This window comes from Streptomyces sp. (assembly GCF_036566765.1).
GTDB lineage: Bacteria > Actinomycetota > Actinomycetes > Streptomycetales > Streptomycetaceae > Streptomyces.
The window spans coordinates 1-15,709 of the sequence record NZ_DATCVQ010000563.1 but is presented as its reverse complement, the minus strand read 5'-3'; the positions used below and the strand labels follow the sequence as shown (position 1 = coordinate 15,709).

Below are 15,709 nucleotides of genomic sequence, written 5' to 3'. Positions count from 1 at the left end.
GCTGAACAACATCGCCGCCGCCAAGGACCGCCCGCTCGTCATCGTCGTCAACGACAACGAGCGCTCCTACGCCCCGACCATCGGCGGCCTCGCCAACCACCTGGCGACCCTGCGCACCACCGACGGCTACGAACGCTTCCTCGCCCGCGGCAAGGACATCCTGGAGCGCACCCCGGTCGTCGGGAAGCCGCTCTACGAGACCCTGCACGGCGCCAAGAAGGGCCTGAAGGACTTCATCGCCCCGCAGGGCATGTTCGAGGACCTCGGCCTGAAGTACGTCGGCCCGATCGACGGCCACGACATCGAGGCCCTGGAGTCCGCGCTCACCCGCGCCAAGCGCTTCGGCGGCCCCGTCATCGTCCACTGCATCACCCAGAAGGGCCGCGGCTACCAGCCCGCGCTCGCCGACGAGGCCGACCGCTTCCACGCCGTCGGCAAGATCCACCCGGACTCCGGGCTGCCGATCTCCTCGTCCGGCGCCGACTGGACCGGCGTCTTCGCCGACGAGATGGTCGAGCTCGGCAAGGAGCGCGAGGACATCGTCGCGATCACCGCCGCGATGCTCCAGCCGGTCGGCCTGGACAGGTTCGCCAAGGCCTTCCCGGAGCGGGTGTACGACGTCGGCATCGCCGAGCAGCACGCCGCGGTCTCCGCGGCCGGCCTCGCCACCGGCGGCCTGCACCCCGTCTTCGCGGTCTACGCGACCTTCCTCAACCGCGCCTTCGACCAGGTCCTGATGGACGTGGCGCTGCACAAGTGCGGCGTCACCTTCGTCCTCGACCGGGCCGGCGTCACCGGTACTGACGGCGCGTCGCACAACGGCATGTGGGACATGTCGATCCTCCAGGTCGTGCCCGGCCTGCGGCTCGCCGCCCCGCGCGACGCCGAGCAGGTCCGCGCCCAGCTGCGCGAGGCCGTCGAGGTCACCGACGCCCCCACCGTCGTCCGCTTCTCCAAGGGCGCCGTCGGCCCGGCCGTCCCGGCCGTGCGCCGCGTCGGCGGCATGGACGTGCTCCGCGAGCCCGGCAGCGACACGCCGGACGTGCTGCTGGTCTCCGTCGGCGCGCTCGCGCCGATGTGCCTGGAGATCGCCGATCTCCTCGACAAGCAGGGCATCTCCACCACCGTCGTCGACCCCCGCTGGGTCAAGCCGGTCGACGAGGCCCTCGCCCCGCTGGCCGAGGGCCACCGGGTCGTCGTCACCGTCGAGGACAACAGCCGCGTCGGCGGCGTCGGCTCGGCCGTCGCCCAGGCCCTGCGCGACGCGGGCGTGGACGTGCCGCTGCGCGACTTCGGCATCCCGCCGCGCTTCCTCGACCACGCCTCGCGCGCCGAGGTGCTGGCCGAGATCGGGCTGACCGCCCCGGACATCGCCCGCCAGGTGACCGGGCTCGTCTCGCGGCTCGACGGCCGGTACGAGGACAACGCCGAGACCCCCGCCGCGGAGCCCGCGCGCGACTGATCCTGCGACGGCAGTGCCGTACCGCGCATTGGGCCGGTCGGACCATCTTCGGGTGGTCCGTACCGGCCCATTCGTGTGAATCGGCGTCCTTCGGCGCGCGCGGCCCCGGTCCTGTCTCGATCATGGGCATACGGCCATGGGTACGGAGGTACGCCGGTGAGCGTGGACCAGCAGTCGAACGGGAACCAGTCACTGTTCCGGACCAAGACGGTCGAGCAGTCGATCAGAGACACCGAAGAGCCCGAGCACGCACTCAAGAAATCCCTGTCCGCCTGGGATCTGACGGTCTTCGGCGTCGGCGTCATCATCGGCACCGGCATCTTCGTGCTCACCGGCAAGGTGGCCAAGGAGAACGCCGGACCCGCCACCGCGCTGGCCTTCGTCGCCGCCGGCATCGTCTGCGCGCTGGCGGCCCTGTGCTACGCGGAGTTCGCCTCCACGGTCCCGGTGGCCGGGTCGGCGTACACCTTCGCGTACGCCTCCATCGGCGAGCTGCCGGCCTGGATCATCGGCTGGGACCTGGTCCTCGAGTTCGCGCTGGGCACGGCGGTGGTCGCGGTCGGCTGGTCCGGCTACGTGCGGTCCCTGATGGACAACGTGGACTGGACGCTGCCGGCCTCGCTGCAAGGACCGGACGCGCCGGGCGGCAGCTTCGACATCCTGGCCTTCCTGCTGGTCCTGGTGATCACCGTGGTTCTCGTCCTCGGCATGAAGCTGTCCGCCCGGATCACCGCGCTGGTCGTCGCGATCAAGGTCACAGTCGTGATGATCGTGATCATCGCGGGCCTGTTCTTCATCGTGGGCGACAACTACAAGCCGTTCATCCCGGACGCGGTGACCCCGCCGGGCGGGGCCGGCTGGGAGGACTCCCCGATGGTCCAGCTGATCTTCGGGTACGAGCCCACCAACTTCGGCGTGATGGGCATCTTCACCGCCGCCTCCATCGTCTTCTTCGCCTTCATCGGCTTCGACGTGGTGGCCACCGCCGCCGAGGAGACCAAGCTGCCGCAGCGCGACATGCCCCGCGGCATCCTCGGCTCGCTCCTCATCTGCACCGTGCTGTACGTGGCCGTCGCCCTCGTCGTCACCGGCATGCAGCACTACACGAAACTGTCCGTCAGCGCCCCGCTCGCCGACGCGTTCAAATCCGTCGGGCACCCCTTCTACGCGGGCGTGATCAGCTTCGGCGCCGCGATCGGCCTGACCACCGTCTGTCTGATCCTGCTGCTCGGCCAGACCCGGGTGTTCTTCGCGATGAGCCGTGACGGGCTGCTGCCGCGGTTCTTCTCCGTCACGCACCCGAAGTTCAAGACCCCGTACCGGCCGACCATCCTGCTCGGCGTGATCATCGCCATCGTGGCCGGCTTCACCAGCATCAACGAGCTGGCGACGCTGGTGAACATCGGCACCCTGTTCGCCTTCGTGATGGTCGCCGCCGGCGTGATCGTGCTCCGCCGCACCCGCCCCGACCTGCACCGCGCCTTCCGCACCCCGTGGGTGCCGGCGCTGCCGATCGTCTCCATCGCCGCGTCGCTCTGGCTGATGCTGAACCTGCCGGGCGAGACCTGGCTCCGCTTCGGCGTGTGGATGCTCATCGGCATCGTCGTGTACTTCCTGTACGGCCGAGGCCACAGCCGGCTGGGCAAGCTGGGCGAGGACGCGGTGTACTAGGGCCTGTCCGTCACCGATCTCGTACGGCGCGCGGGCCCACGCACCGCGCGCCGTGCCGTTCCACCCGCTCCCGCAGCTCCCGGTCGGCCGTGACCACGACGCACGGTCGGCCGTCCGTTTCCCGGGCCGCCAGCGCCGCCAGCTCCACGATCAGGTCGTCGCCGCTGCCCGTCGCGGACTCCACCCGTACCCCCGGCACCGACTCCACGCCGCGCGCCGCGCCCTCCACGACGAGCACCAGCTCCAGCGGACCGGGCAGTTCGGGGAAGCCCTCGGCCGTATGGCCGGCGAGCCGGTCGCGCAGCCGCTCGGCCGCGCCGCGCCGGTCCCGCCACCAGCCGTCGGGAACGGAACCGACGACGTTCGCGCCGTCGACGACGATCATGGGGCGGATCGGCTCGCGCATGCCGCCAATGTTATTGTCGCCAGGATTTCAAGGCAGTCAGGGAAGGTGGTCGGCAGACCATGGCGGTGTGGTCCGCGCGCAGGTCACAGGGGCGCAAATCCGAGCAGAAGCGCTCCGGCTCCGTGCCGGGAGGCGCCGTCGACGCGCGCTCCGCGAACCTGAAGGCCGGGGTCCCGACGGAGACCTCGCTCCCGGCCACCGTGAACTGGCTGCTCCGCGGCAAGGACGGCCGGCTCACCGCGTACGTCCCCGTCGACGGCGGCGTCCTGCGCTGGACCGAGACCGAGCCCGGCGGACCGCGGTGGGGCGCCCCCGACGTGCTGGCGGCGCCCGGACTGGTGCCCTATCTCTCGATCGTGCAGAGCTCTGAGGGCTACGTGTTCCTCACCGGCCTGCGCCGCCTGCCGGGCGCGGACGGGCTGCTCGACGTGGACGTCGTGTACGGCGTCCAGTACCAGACCGGTCGCCCGTTGCGCGACTGGCACCCGCTGGCCAGCCCGTACACGGTGCCCCGGGTCAAGCACTTCGCCGCCGAGATGGGCGTGCCGGTCACCTTCGTCGACGCGGCCGGGTCGCTGCACGTGTTCCTGCGCAACGCGGGCGGCGGCGTCAGCGCGCGCAGCCAGAACCCGGTGCGCTGGCAGCCCAAGTGGGCCGACCTGAAGGGCAGCGACGTCACCGGCGAGGTCGCCGCCACCGCCAACGAGGCGGGCCTCGTCGACGTGTTCGCGCCGAGCGCCGAGCATGTGCTGCGCTGGAGCCAGGACGCGGCGGGCGCGGTGTTCCCCCGGCTCGACGAGGACCTGACCGCCGCGGTCGCCGACGGCACCTTCACCGCGCTGCGCACCGGCTCCGACACCGTGACGCGCTACTGGCGCGACGCCCACTCCGGCGAGGTCCTGGCCTGGCGCCCGGGCGCCGGCCCGCGCTCGCTCGGCGGCGCGTCGGGCACCGGCCCGGTCGCCCTGCTGCGCACCCCGGTCGACGGCGTCGACTGCACGCTGCTGGCCCAGCGCGACGCCTCGGGCCGCATCGCCCTGGCCGCGTACCCGACGGAGCAGGAGGACGCCGGCCTCACCTGGACCGCGACCGGCCCCGCCGTCACGGGCGCCCCGGCGCTCGCGCTCGACGGCCGCGGCCGGATCGTCCTCGCGGCGGTCGGCGAGGACGGCGAGCTGCTGGTGACGCGCCAGAAGGACGAGTCGGGCCTGGCGCTCGAGGAGTGGGCGCGCGTCTGACGCGTACGACGGACGAACCTACGAGGCCCCGGAACTCCAGGAGTTCCGGGGCCTCGTGCGTGTGGCGGGTCCGATCAGCCGCCCGTGGCAGGGGACTTCTTCGCGGAGGCGGGGATCTCCGCGTCCTCCCGGATGGCCTTCCACAGCTGCGTGGCGTTGGGCTCGGCGGAGACGACGCGGTTGGGGTCCTTCTTGTCGTACGCGACCGGCAGCATGATCGTCTCCATGTTCTGCGGGTCGACGCCGTTCATGCTCCGGGCGAACTCGCTCAGCGCCTTGAGGGAAGCGAGCGAGGAGTCGGTGGTGAGCGCCTTCGTCGCCGAGCTGGCGATCTTGTAGCTCTTGGTCGGACTGCCCAGCAGGTCCTGCTTCTTGACCTCGCTCAGCAGGGCTGTCAGGAACTGCTGCTGGAGGCCGATGCGGCCGAGGTCGCTGCCGTCGCCGATGCCGTGCCGGGTGCGCACGTACGCGAGCGACTGGGTGCCGTCGAGCTTCTGCGGGCCGGCCTGAAGGTCGAGGCCGCTCGCGCCGTCCTTGATCGGCTGCTTCACGTCGACGGTGACGCCGCCGATGGCGTCGACCAGGTCCTTGAACCCGGCGAAGTCGATCTCCAGGTAGTGGTCGAGCCGGACCCCGGACATGGCCTCGACGGTCTTCACCACGCAGGCCGGACCGTGCTGCGCGTACACGGAGTTGAACATGACCCGCTTCGCGGAGGGCACGGCCTCGCCGTCGGACTTCGCGCACTCGGGCCGGGTGACCAGGGTGTCGCGCGGGATGCTGACGGCCGTGGCCTGCGTGCGGCCCTCGGGGATGTGCACGACGAGCGCGGTGTCCGAACGGGCCCCGCTGACGTTCCCTCCGGCCAGCTCCCCGTTGGCCCCGGCCCGCGAGTCGGAGCCGAGCACCAGCAGGTTCTGCCCGCGGGTCGGAAGCTTCTGCGGCCGGTTGTCACCGAGCGCCTTGTCGAGGTCGACGCCCTTGATGTTGCTGTCGAGGCTGCTGTACATCCAGTACAGCCCGCCCCCGGCCGCGAGCACCAGCACGAGCAGCACCAGCAGGACGATCCGCCCGGTCCGCCGCGGCTTGCGCGCACGTCCGCGGGACGCGGAGTCCCCGCGGGCGCTCCGGGTTTCAGGCGTGCGTATGTCCTGGCTCATGGTGCGTGAGTCCTCGAATCTGATGGCCCGATGGGGCGTCGGGGAACCCTGTACCCCCCCGGGGCTCAGGATCCGCAGGCTCCTGTAGATCGTGCAGTATAGGCAGAGCCTCATACGGGGGTACGACCCCGAGAACTGACCTCCTGCGCTGATCCCATGAAAAGGCCGGTGGCCCGCACACCCTCGGGTGTGCGGGCCACCGGCTTCACGCGTGCGCTCGCGGCCTTACGCCGGGATGCTCGCCACGCCCCGTGCCAGGAACGGCTTGCCGTTCACGCGCTCGGAGACGCCCTCGCGGTCCAGGTACGGCGTGATGCCGCCCAGGTGGAAGGGCCAGCCGGCGCCGGTGATGAGGCACAGGTCGATGTCCTGGGCCTCGGCGACGACGCCCTCCTCCAGCATCAGGCCGATCTCCTGCGCCACCGCGTCCAGGACGCGGTCGCGGACCTGCTCCTCCGTCAGGACGGAGTCGCCCTGCACCAGGAGAGCGGCGACCTCGGGGTCCAGCTCCGGACGGCCAGAGTCGTACTTGTAGAAGCCGCGCTTGCCGGCCTTGACGACGGCAGCCAGGTTCGGGGAGACCGTGAAGCGCTCCGGGAAGGCGCGGTTCAGGGTCTCGGAGACGTGCAGACCGATCGCCGGGCCGACGAGCTCCAGGAGCACCAGCGGCGACATCGGCAGACCGAGCGGCTCGACGGCCTTCTCGGCCGTCTCGACCGAGGTGCCCTCGTCGATGACGTTCTGGATCTCGCCCATGAAGCGGGTCAGGATGCGGTTCACGACGAACGCCGGGGCGTCCTTGGTGAGGACCGCGGTCTTCTTCAGCTTCTTCGCGACACCGAAGGCCGTCGCCAGCGAGGCGTCGTCCGTCTTCTCGCCGCGCACGATCTCCAGGAGCGGGAGGATCGCGACCGGGTTGAAGAAGTGGAAGCCGACCACGCGCTCCGGGTGCTGGAGCTTCGAGGCCATCTCGCTGACCGACAGCGAGGAGGTGTTGGTGGCGAGGATCGCGTGCGCCGGGGCGACCGCCTCGACCTCCGCGAACACCTTCTGCTTGACGGACATCTCCTCGAACACGGCCTCGATGATGAAGTCCGCGTCCGCGAAGCCCGCCGCCTTGTCCAGGACACCGGAGACCAGGCCCTTCAGGCGGTTGGCCTTGTCCTGGTTGATGCGGCCCTTGCCGAGCAGCTTCTCGATCTCGCCGTGGACGTAGCCCACGCCCTTGTCGACGCGCTCCTGGTCGATGTCGGTCAGCACGACCGGCACCTCCAGGCGGCGCAGGAAGAGCAGCGCCAGCTGCGAGGCCATCAGGCCCGCGCCGACGACGCCGACCTTGGTGACCGGACGCGCCAGCGACTTGTCCGGGGCGCCGGCCGGGCGCTTGGCGCGCTTCTGCACCAGGTTGAAGGCGTAGATGCCGGCACGCAGCTCGCCGCCCATGATCAGGTCCGCGAGGGCCTGGTCCTCGGCGTCGAAGCCCTTCTGCAGGTCGCCGTCCTTGGACGCCGCGATGATGTCCAGGGCGCGGTACGCGGCCGGGGCCGCGCCGTGCACCTTGGAGTCGGCGACGAACCGGCCCTTGGCGACGGCCTGGTCCCAGCCCTCGCCGCGGTCGATCTCCGGACGCTCCACCGTCACGGTGCCGTTCAGGACGGAGGCCGTCCAGATCAGCGACTGCTCCAGGAAGTCCGCGCCCTCGAAGAGCGCGTCGGCGATGCCGAGCTCGAAGACCTGCTTGCCCTTGAGCTGACGGTTCTGGTTCAGCGAGTTCTCGATGATGACCTGGACGGCCTTCTCGGCGCCGATCAGGTTCGGCAGGATCGTGCAGCCTCCCCAGCCGGGCACCAGGCCGAGGAAGACCTCGGGCAGCGAGAAGGCGGGCAGCGCCTTCGACACGGTGCGGTAGGTGCAGTGCAGGCCGACCTCGACGCCGCCGCCCATCGCCGCGCCGTTGTAGTACGCGAAGGTGGGCACGGACAGCGCGGACAGACGCTTGAAGACGTCGTGGCCGCCCTTGCCGATGGCGAGCGCGTCGGAGTGCTGCTTGAGCAGCTCGACGCCCTTGAGGTCCGCGCCGACGGCGAAGATGAACGGCTTGCCGGTGACGCCGACGCCGACGATCTCACCGTTCGTGGCCTCGGCCTCGACCTGGTCGATCGCGGTGTTGAGGTTCGCCAGGGACTGCGGACCGAAGGTGGTCGGCTTGGTGTGGTCGAAGCCGTTGTCCAGCGTGATCAGCGCGAACCGGCCCGCACCCGCGGGCAGTTCGAAGTGCCGTACGTGGGCGCTGGTGACGACCTCGTCCGGGAAGAGCTCGGCGGCGCCCTTCAGAAGCTCGGCGGTGGTGCTCACTTGCCCTCCCAGTGGGGGTTTTCCCAGATGACCGTGGCGCCCATGCCGAAGCCGACGCACATGGTGTTGAGGCCGTAACGGACCTGCGGGTTCTCCTCGAACTGGCGGGCCAGCTGCGTCATGAGACGGACGCCGGAGGAGGCGAGCGGGTGACCGTAGGCGATGGCGCCGCCGTACTGGTTGACGCGGGCGTCGTCGTCGGCGATGCCGTAGTGCTCCAGGAAGGCGAGAACCTGGACCGCGAAGGCCTCGTTGATCTCGAAGAGGTCGATGTCCTCGATGGACAGACCGGCCTTGGCGAGGGCCTTCTCGGTCGCCGGGATCGGGCCGTAGCCCATGACCTCGGGCTCGACGCCGGCGAAGGCGTACGAGACGAGGCGCATCTTCACCGGGAGGTTGTTCTCGCGGGCGAAGTCCTCGGAGGCGATGATCGAGGCGGTGGCGCCGTCGTTGAGACCGGCGGCGTTACCGGCGGTGACGTTGCCGTGGACGCGGAACGGCGTCTTCAGGTTCGCCAGCGACTCCAGGGTGGTGCCCGGGCGCATCGGCTCGTCGGCGGTGACCAGGCCCCAGCCGGTCTCGCCGGTGGAGGCGTCGGTGCGGCGGACCGAGATCGGCACCAGGTCCTGCTGGATCTTGCCGTCGGCGTACGCCTTGGCGGCCTTCTCCTGCGAGCGCACGGCGTACTCGTCGGCGCGCTGCTTGGTGATGCTCGGGTAGCGGTCGTGCAGGTTCTCGGCGGTCATGCCCATGAACAGGGCGGACTCGTCGACGAGCTTCTCCGACACGAAGCGCGGGTTCGGGTCGACGCCCTCGCCCATGGGGTGACGGCCCATGTGCTCGACGCCACCGGCGATGACGGCGTCGTACGCGCCGAAGGCGATGGAGCCGGCGACGCTCGTCACGGCCGTGAGGGCGCCGGCGCACATGCGGTCGATCGAGTAGCCCGGGACCGACTGCGGCAGCCCGGCGAGAATGCCGGCGGTGCGGCCGAGGGTCAGACCCTGGTCACCGATCTGCGTGGTCGCGGCGATGGCGACCTCGTCGATCTTCGCGGGGTCGAGGTCCGGGTTGCGTCGCAGCAGCTCCCGGATGGCCTTCACGACGAGATCGTCGGCGCGGGTCTCGTGGTAGATGCCCTTCGGGCCCGCCTTGCCGAACGGGGTGCGGACGCCGTCGACGAAGACGACGTCCCTGACGGTACGAGGCACGATGGCTCTCCTCCAGGGTGCGGGATGGCACTGCTGCGGCACGCGAACTAAGCGCGCGCTTGCTACCCCCATGCTACTTGCGGGTAACCAGGCTGCCCAGCCCCCTGGGCCGGAGCGGCGAAGGTCACACCCCGCGCACCACACCCGAATGTGTGCGCCCCCTCCGTGCGCCCGTCTGATTGGAGGGTTCTGCAACCCGATGGGCCCAGACCGGCGGCCGTGCCGTGCGCGCCGGGCGCACATCGGACCGAGGCTGGCACAACCGGGGCGCGAGGCCCCCGGACCGAGCGCACGGAAAGGGATTCCCATGGCGTCGATCATCACCACGGATCACGAGGTCCCCCACAAGTCCACCGTCCCCGCGAACAAGGACGTCCTCGTCAAGCTCTTCGTGCGGGAGCGGGACGGCACGCCCCTGGGGCTCCTCCCGGAGCGCAAGGCCGTTCTCATGCTGCACGGCCGGAGCGTTCCGACGCTTGCGGCCTTCGATCTCCAGCACACGTCCTACAGCTGGGCGGAGCACCTGGCCAAGGCCGGCTACGACGTCTTCATGATGGACCTCCAGGGCTCCGGACGGTCGCCACGTCCCAAGATGGACGACCCCCGCAATGCCAGCCCCGCCAACCAGAACCTCCTGACGCCGAGGCCGCCGGGATTCATCCCCGGCCCGGCGAACTACAAGTTCCAGCTGAACAACTCGAACAGCGACCGGGACGAGCTGCACACCGTCGTGGAGTACATCCGCAAAACGCGCAACGTGGACAAGGTCGCGTTCGTCGGCTACTCCGCTGGGGCGCTCACGATGGGGCCGTACGCGGTGAACAACCCCACCAAGGTGGAGAGTCTGTTCCTGCTGGCGCCGGTCTTCCCGCCCGACGGCACGTCGACCCCACCGAGCACGCTGCCGCAGCCCGGCTTCCCGATGTTCCTGGGCACGAGGTGGGGTTTGGAGCAGGCGTGGAACAGGGAACTGGGCTGCGATGGTCAGCGCGAACTCGGCATCGTCGAGAAGGCGTGGGCCGCGGTGATGGAGAGTGAACCGGTAGGCAGGACCTGGGGACCGCCGGAGGGCCTCAACCGGATCCGGAACTTCGTCCGGTGGGGCTGGAACAAGACGACGGCGAAGCAGGGCGGTGTCCTCGGCGGAAGCGTGCCCGTCCTGATCGTGTACGGGGAGCACGACGCCACCGTGAACACATCACCGCCCGGCCCCGACCCGGAGCTCAACTTCTCGGTCCCCGCGCTCTACGACGCCATCGACGGCGACCACAAGCTCATGGTCAAGCTGGCCTGCGCGGGCCACACGGTGGTGTGGGAGACGCAGCACAAGAACTTCCACAATCTCTCGAAGCACTGGCTGAAGCACCTCAAGGTCGACGGCAAGACCCACGGCGTCTTCAACATGGACACCGACGGCAACCTCAGCCCCGCGTAGGAAGGAAAAGCCCCCGGCGCCGGGGGCTCTTCCTGCAGGACTACGCGCTCGCTGTCAGCGCCTTCACGAGCAACGGGGTCACCAGTTCCACCTGCCACGGGCGGGCGCCGTATCCGCTCAGCGCCGCCGCGACCGCGTCCGGGGCGCCCGGGGTCGGGGGCTCCCAGCAGACCCGGCGGACCGTGTCCGGGGTGATCAGGTTCTCCTGGGGGAGGTTCAGCTCCTCCGCGAGCGCCGACACCGCGGCGCGCGCCGCCGAGAGCCGGGCCGCGGCCGCCGGGTCCTTGTCCGCCCAGGCGCGCGGCGGGGGCGGGCCCGCGAGCGGCTGGCCGGGCTGGGGGAGCTGCGCGTCGGGGAGGGCCTTCGCCCGGTCCACCGCCGCCTGCCACTGCTCCAGCTGCCGCCGCCCCATCCGGTGCCCGAAGCCGGGCAGCGCGGTCAGCGCCGCCACGTTCACCGGCACCGCGAGGGCCGCCTCGACGATCGCCGCGTCGCTCAGCACCTTGCCCGGCGAGACGTCCCGTCGCTGCGCCACCGCGTCCCGGGCCTCCCACAGCTCGCGCACCACGGCCATCTGCCGGCGGCGGCGGACCTTGTGCATGCCGGAGGTGCGGCGCCACGGGTCCTTGCGGGGCGGAGCGGGCGGGGCCGAGGCGATCGCGTCGAACTCCTGGTGGGCCCAGTCCAGCTTGCCCTGCCGGTCCAGCTCCTTCTCCAGCGCGTCACGCAGGTCGACGAGCAGCTCGACGTCCAGCGCGGCGTACCGGAGCCAGGGCTCGGGCAGCGGGCGGGTGGACCAGTCCACCGCGGAGTGGCCCTTCTCCAGCGCGTAGCCCAGCACGCTCTCGACCATCGCGCCGAGCCCGACCCGCGGGAAGCCCGCGAGCCGGCCGGCCAGCTCGGTGTCGAACAGCGTGGACGGGACCATGCCTATCTCGCGCAGGCAGGGCAGGTCCTGGGTGGCGGCGTGCAGGATCCACTCGACGCCGTCCAGCGCCTCGCCGAGCCCGGACAGGTCCGGGCAGCCGACGGGGTCGATCAGCGCGGTGCCGGCGCCCTCGCGCCGGATCTGCACGAGATAGGCGCGCTGCCCGTAGCGGTAGCCGGACGCCCGCTCGGCGTCCACGGCCACCGGGCCGCGGCCGGCCGCGAAGGCGGCGATGACCTCGCGCAGGGCGTCGTCCGTCTCCACCACCGGTGGAATGCCCTCACGGGGCTCCAGAAGGGGGGTCGGCAGCCCGTTCGCAGGGACATCGTCGTCCGGGGGGCCGCCCCCGGTGGTGCGCAGTGCGGTGTCTGCTGCGGTCTCTTGGGCGTCGGTCACCAGTCAAGGGTATCCGTGAACGGACGCCGCCCGTCGACGGAACGTTCCGTCGACGGGCGCGGCTGCCGGGGCGGGCGTCAGTGGATGATGCCGGTGCGCAGTGCGACGGCGACCATGCCGGCGCGATCGCCCGTGCCGAGCTTGCGCGCGATGCGGGCGAGGTGGCTCTTCACGGTCAGCGCGGACAGGCCCATCGAGACGCCGATGGCCTTGTTGGACTGGCCCTCCGCGACCAGCCGGAGCACCTCGACCTCACGGCCGGAGAGCTCGCGGTAGCCGCCCGGGTGGCTCGGGGCGCCCGGGGGGCGGCGGTGCATACGGGCCGCCGCGGCGCCGATGGGGGCGGTGCCTGGGCGGGTGGGGTGGCCGATGTTGGTACGGGTTCCGGTGACCACGTAGCCCTTCACACCGCCGGCGAGGGCGTTGCGGACGGCGCCGATGTCGTCGGCCGCGGAGAGGGCCAGGCCGTTGGGCCAGCCCGCGGCGCGGGTCTCGGACAGCAGGGTGAGCCCGGAACCGTCGGGCAGGTGGACGTCGGCCACGCAGATGTCGCGCGGGTTGCCGACGCGGGGACGGGCCTCCGCGATGGACGACGCCTCGATGACGTCGCGCACGCCGAGCGCCCACAGGTGGCGGGTGACGGTGGAACGGACGCGCGGGTCGGCCACGACGACCATGGCCGTCGGCTTGTTCGGGCGGTAGGCGACCAGGCTTGCGGGCTGCTCGAGGAGAACGGACACCAGGCCTCCTGGGGGGAGTGCGGGACGGAGCCGGCTCGGGGAAGAAGCCGGGGGGTGGACTCCTGCGTGAGGGGTCACTGACCTCTTCGGCAGCTCGGCCGCCCGCCTTTAGAGAAAGATCACGATTTGGTGAGTAACATTTGGTGCAATTCGGACACGTGATCGATCATCCTACGAGTGACCCGGGTCCCGGACCGCGACCGGCCAGGGTCCCCGAGCAGCGGTGACCCGGCCCCGGACCGGTGCCGCGCCCGTACGGGAGCGCTCCCGTACCCGCGCAGCGAAAGTCGCCGGTCATACCTGCTGCGGCCCCCGTCGCTGCGGCAGCGACACCACGCCCGCGCCCGACGTCGTGCCCGCTCCGCTCTCCGCGCCGCCCTGCCCCGCCGGCGGCAGCCCGGCGATCTGGCACAGCAGGTCGCACCACGCCGCCAGATGCGACGCCGTGTCCGGCGCGCCGCCAAGGCCCTCGCGCGGGGTCCACGAGGCGCGGATCTCGATCTGACTGGCCGGCCGCCGGTCCGCGAGGCCGCCGAAGTAGTGCGACCCGGCCTGCGTGACGGTCCCGCTGGCCTCCCCGTACCCGAGGCCGCGCGCCTCCAGGGCCCCGGTCAACCAGGACCAGCAGACCTCCGGCAACAGCGGGTCGGCCGCCATCTCCGGCTCCAGCTCCGCCCGTACCAACGTCACGAGCCGGAAGTTCCCCTGCCATGCCTCGTGCCCGGCCGGGTCGTGCAGCAGTACCAGACGGCCGTCCGCCAGGTCCTCGTCGCCCGCGACGACCGCCGCCTCCAATGCGTACGCGAACGGCGCCAGGCGCTGCGGCGGGCGGGTCGGGTCGATCTCGAGCTCCGGCCGCAGCCGTGCCGAACGCAAGGCGTCGACCGCCCGCCGGAAGGCGGCCGGCACGGGTTCCCGCCCTGTCTCGCCTGTCCCGTCGGTGCCGTCGGAATGATCGGAAGAATGTCCCTGAGCCGCAGCCATGCGGGGAAGAGTAGGCGGAACGGGGCTCGCGCGCAGGGAGGGACACCCGGCCCGCGCGGGCGGCTTCCCCGCACATGCGAAGATTCTGGGCGTGAGTGCCAACGCAAGCCCCTCGGGCCAGCAGACGAAGACAGACGCCGTCAGTGAATCGGCCTTCCTGAAGGCGTGCCGCCGGGAGCCCGTGCCGCACACCCCGGTCTGGTTCATGCGGCAGGCCGGGCGTTCGCTGCCCGAGTACCTGAAGGTCCGCGAGGGCATCCCCATGCTCGAGTCGTGCATGCGGCCCGAGCTGGTCACCGAGATCACGCTGCAGCCGGTGCGCCGCCACAAGGTGGACGCCGCGATCTACTTCAGCGACATCGTCGTCCCGCTCAAGGCCATCGGCATCGACCTCGACATCAAGCCGGGCGTCGGCCCGGTCGTCGCCGACCCGATCCGCCGCCGCGAAGACCTGGCCCGGCTGCGCGACCTGACCCCCGAGGACGTCTCGTACGTCACCGAGGCCATCGGCATGCTCACCGGGGAGCTCGGCTCGACCCCGCTGATCGGATTCGCGGGCGCGCCTTTCACCCTCGCGAGCTACCTCGTGGAGGGCGGCCCGTCCCGCAACCACGAGCACACCAAGGCGCTCATGTACGGCGACCCGCAGCTGTGGGCCGACCTGCTCGACCGGCTCGCCGAGATCACCTCGGCCTTCCTCAAGGTGCAGATCGAGGCCGGCGCCTCCGCCGTGCAGCTCTTCGACTCCTGGGTGGGCGCGCTCGCCCCGGCCGACTACCGGCGCTCGGTGATGCCCGCCTCCACGAAGGTCTTCGACGCGGTCGCCTCGTACGGCGTGCCGCGCATCCACTTCGGCGTGGGCACCGGCGAGCTGCTCGGCCTCATGGGCGAGGCGGGCGCGGACGTCGTCGGCGTCGACTGGCGCGTCCCGATGGACGAGGCCGCCCGCCGTGTCGGCCCGGGCAAGGCCCTCCAGGGCAACCTGGACCCCGCCGTGCTGTTCTCCACGCCGGAGGCCGTGCAGGCCAAGACGGACGAGGTCCTGGCCGCCGCGAGCGGGCTCGAAGGCCACATCTTCAACCTCGGTCACGGCGTGCTGCCGACGACCGACCCCGACGCGCTGACGCGCCTGGTGGAGTACGTGCACACGCGGACGGCCGTCTGACCGCGACCGCGCACGCAGCGATGCGCCGCCGGGGACCGGCGGCGCATCGCTGCGGGGGTCGTCGCGGGGTCAGAACTCGCAGTTGACGGGCGGGTTGCCGGAGGCGACCCGGCAGAAGTCGAGCCCGGTGCCGCCGTTGGTGCTGCCGGCGTTCGGGCCGACGCTGAGGTAGTCGCCGTCGGCGTTGCCGAGGACCTGGCCGGACCCGGTGGTCCCGGCGTCGGCCTGGACGTAGTCGCTGCCGGCGCCGCCGCTCACGATCCCGCCGACGGCGCCGGTGACGAGGATGAAGTCGTTGCCGCCCAGGCCGTTGACCGAGTCCGTCGGGGCGAGTCCGCCGCAGCGGATGAAGTCGCTGCCCGATGTGCCGTTGACGGTCGTGCCGGAGACGGCTATGCCGTTGACCGTGCACGTGACCGCGGCGTGGGCGGGGGTGCTCAGGGCGAGCGGGGCTATCACGAGGGAGGCGGCGCAGAGCGCTCGCACGGTGTGTCGGATCATGCGATCAGTGACGCACGGTGCAAATTCGCTCGCAAACCGTCACTGGACGATGTGGTC

General features: G+C 71.4%; 13 protein-coding genes. 5 read left to right on the top strand and 8 right to left on the bottom strand.

Translation table 11 applies throughout. The features are described from left to right. Window positions 1-1,462, top strand: a 1,462-nt coding sequence (locus tag VIU94_RS32685; protein WP_331917051.1) for a 1-deoxy-D-xylulose-5-phosphate synthase N-terminal domain-containing protein, incomplete at its 5' end; no start/stop codon positions are given. A gap of 192 nt (window positions 1,463-1,654) precedes the next feature. Further along, complete coding sequence (locus tag VIU94_RS32680; protein ID WP_331917053.1) at window positions 1,655-3,133, top strand: amino acid permease; 1,479 nt, start codon at window positions 1,655-1,657, stop codon at window positions 3,131-3,133. Between the two features lie 10 nt (window positions 3,134-3,143). Here the strand turns inward: VIU94_RS32680 and VIU94_RS32675 are convergent, their stop codons facing one another. Beyond that, the gene (locus VIU94_RS32675; protein ID WP_331917049.1) at window positions 3,144-3,539 is read right to left on the bottom strand and encodes an NTP pyrophosphohydrolase; all 396 of its coding nucleotides are present in this window, start codon (window positions 3,537-3,539) and stop codon (window positions 3,144-3,146) included. Between the two features lie 59 nt (window positions 3,540-3,598). Here VIU94_RS32675 and VIU94_RS32670 point away from each other — a divergent pair, with 59 nt between their 5' ends. Next, window positions 3,599-4,777, top strand: coding sequence for a PLL family lectin (locus VIU94_RS32670; protein WP_331917047.1), 1,179 nt, complete (start codon window positions 3,599-3,601; stop codon window positions 4,775-4,777). Window positions 4,778-4,851: 74 nt separating this feature from the next. On the opposite strand, the gene VIU94_RS32665 is transcribed toward VIU94_RS32670, so the two are convergent. From VIU94_RS32665 to VIU94_RS32655, 3 genes are all read right to left on the bottom strand, one after another. Then, a complete protein-coding gene (locus tag VIU94_RS32665) occupies window positions 4,852-5,937 on the bottom strand; it encodes an LCP family protein (protein ID WP_331917045.1) in 1,086 nt (361 codons plus the stop codon). Between the two features lie 225 nt (window positions 5,938-6,162). After that, entirely contained in the window at window positions 6,163-8,292 is a 2,130-nt protein-coding gene (locus VIU94_RS32660) for a 3-hydroxyacyl-CoA dehydrogenase NAD-binding domain-containing protein (protein WP_331917043.1), read from the bottom strand. After that, window positions 8,289-9,503 carry a thiolase family protein gene (locus VIU94_RS32655; protein WP_331917041.1) on the bottom strand — a complete coding sequence of 405 codons (1,215 nt, stop codon included), beginning with the start codon at window positions 9,501-9,503 and terminating at the stop codon, window positions 8,289-8,291. Before VIU94_RS32655 ends, VIU94_RS32660 begins: the two co-directional genes overlap by 4 nt. A 307-nt stretch (window positions 9,504-9,810) precedes the next feature. On the opposite strand from VIU94_RS32655, the gene VIU94_RS32650 reads away from it, so the two are divergent. Further along, window positions 9,811-10,938, top strand: a complete 1,128-nt coding sequence (locus VIU94_RS32650; protein WP_331917039.1) for an alpha/beta fold hydrolase — start codon at window positions 9,811-9,813, stop codon at window positions 10,936-10,938. A 40-nt stretch (window positions 10,939-10,978) separates the two neighbouring features. On the opposite strand, the gene VIU94_RS32645 is transcribed toward VIU94_RS32650, so the two are convergent. From VIU94_RS32645 to VIU94_RS32635, 3 genes are all read right to left on the bottom strand, one after another. Then, window positions 10,979-12,262 (bottom strand): HRDC domain-containing protein, encoded by a 1,284-nt coding sequence (locus tag VIU94_RS32645; RefSeq protein ID WP_331917037.1) that lies wholly within the window; start codon window positions 12,260-12,262, stop codon window positions 10,979-10,981. A 77-nt stretch (window positions 12,263-12,339) separates the two neighbouring features. Next, window positions 12,340-13,002: a LuxR C-terminal-related transcriptional regulator gene (locus VIU94_RS32640; RefSeq protein WP_331917035.1), complete on the bottom strand. Its 663-nt coding sequence runs from the start codon at window positions 13,000-13,002 to the stop codon at window positions 12,340-12,342. Between the two features lie 294 nt (window positions 13,003-13,296). Next, on the bottom strand, window positions 13,297-13,986 hold the full coding sequence (locus VIU94_RS32635) for a DUF3000 domain-containing protein (protein WP_331917033.1): 690 nt from the start codon (window positions 13,984-13,986) through the stop codon (window positions 13,297-13,299). Window positions 13,987-14,077: 91 nt separating this feature from the next. Here VIU94_RS32635 and hemE point away from each other — a divergent pair, with 91 nt between their 5' ends. Beyond that, window positions 14,078-15,151 carry a uroporphyrinogen decarboxylase gene (gene hemE, locus VIU94_RS32630; RefSeq protein WP_331917031.1) on the top strand — a complete coding sequence of 358 codons (1,074 nt, stop codon included), beginning with the start codon at window positions 14,078-14,080 and terminating at the stop codon, window positions 15,149-15,151. A gap of 69 nt (window positions 15,152-15,220) precedes the next feature. Here the strand turns inward: hemE and VIU94_RS32625 are convergent, their stop codons facing one another. Beyond that, the gene (locus VIU94_RS32625) at window positions 15,221-15,652 is read right to left on the bottom strand and encodes a hypothetical protein (RefSeq protein ID WP_331917029.1); all 432 of its coding nucleotides are present in this window, start codon (window positions 15,650-15,652) and stop codon (window positions 15,221-15,223) included. Window positions 15,653-15,709 lie beyond the last annotated feature (57 nt).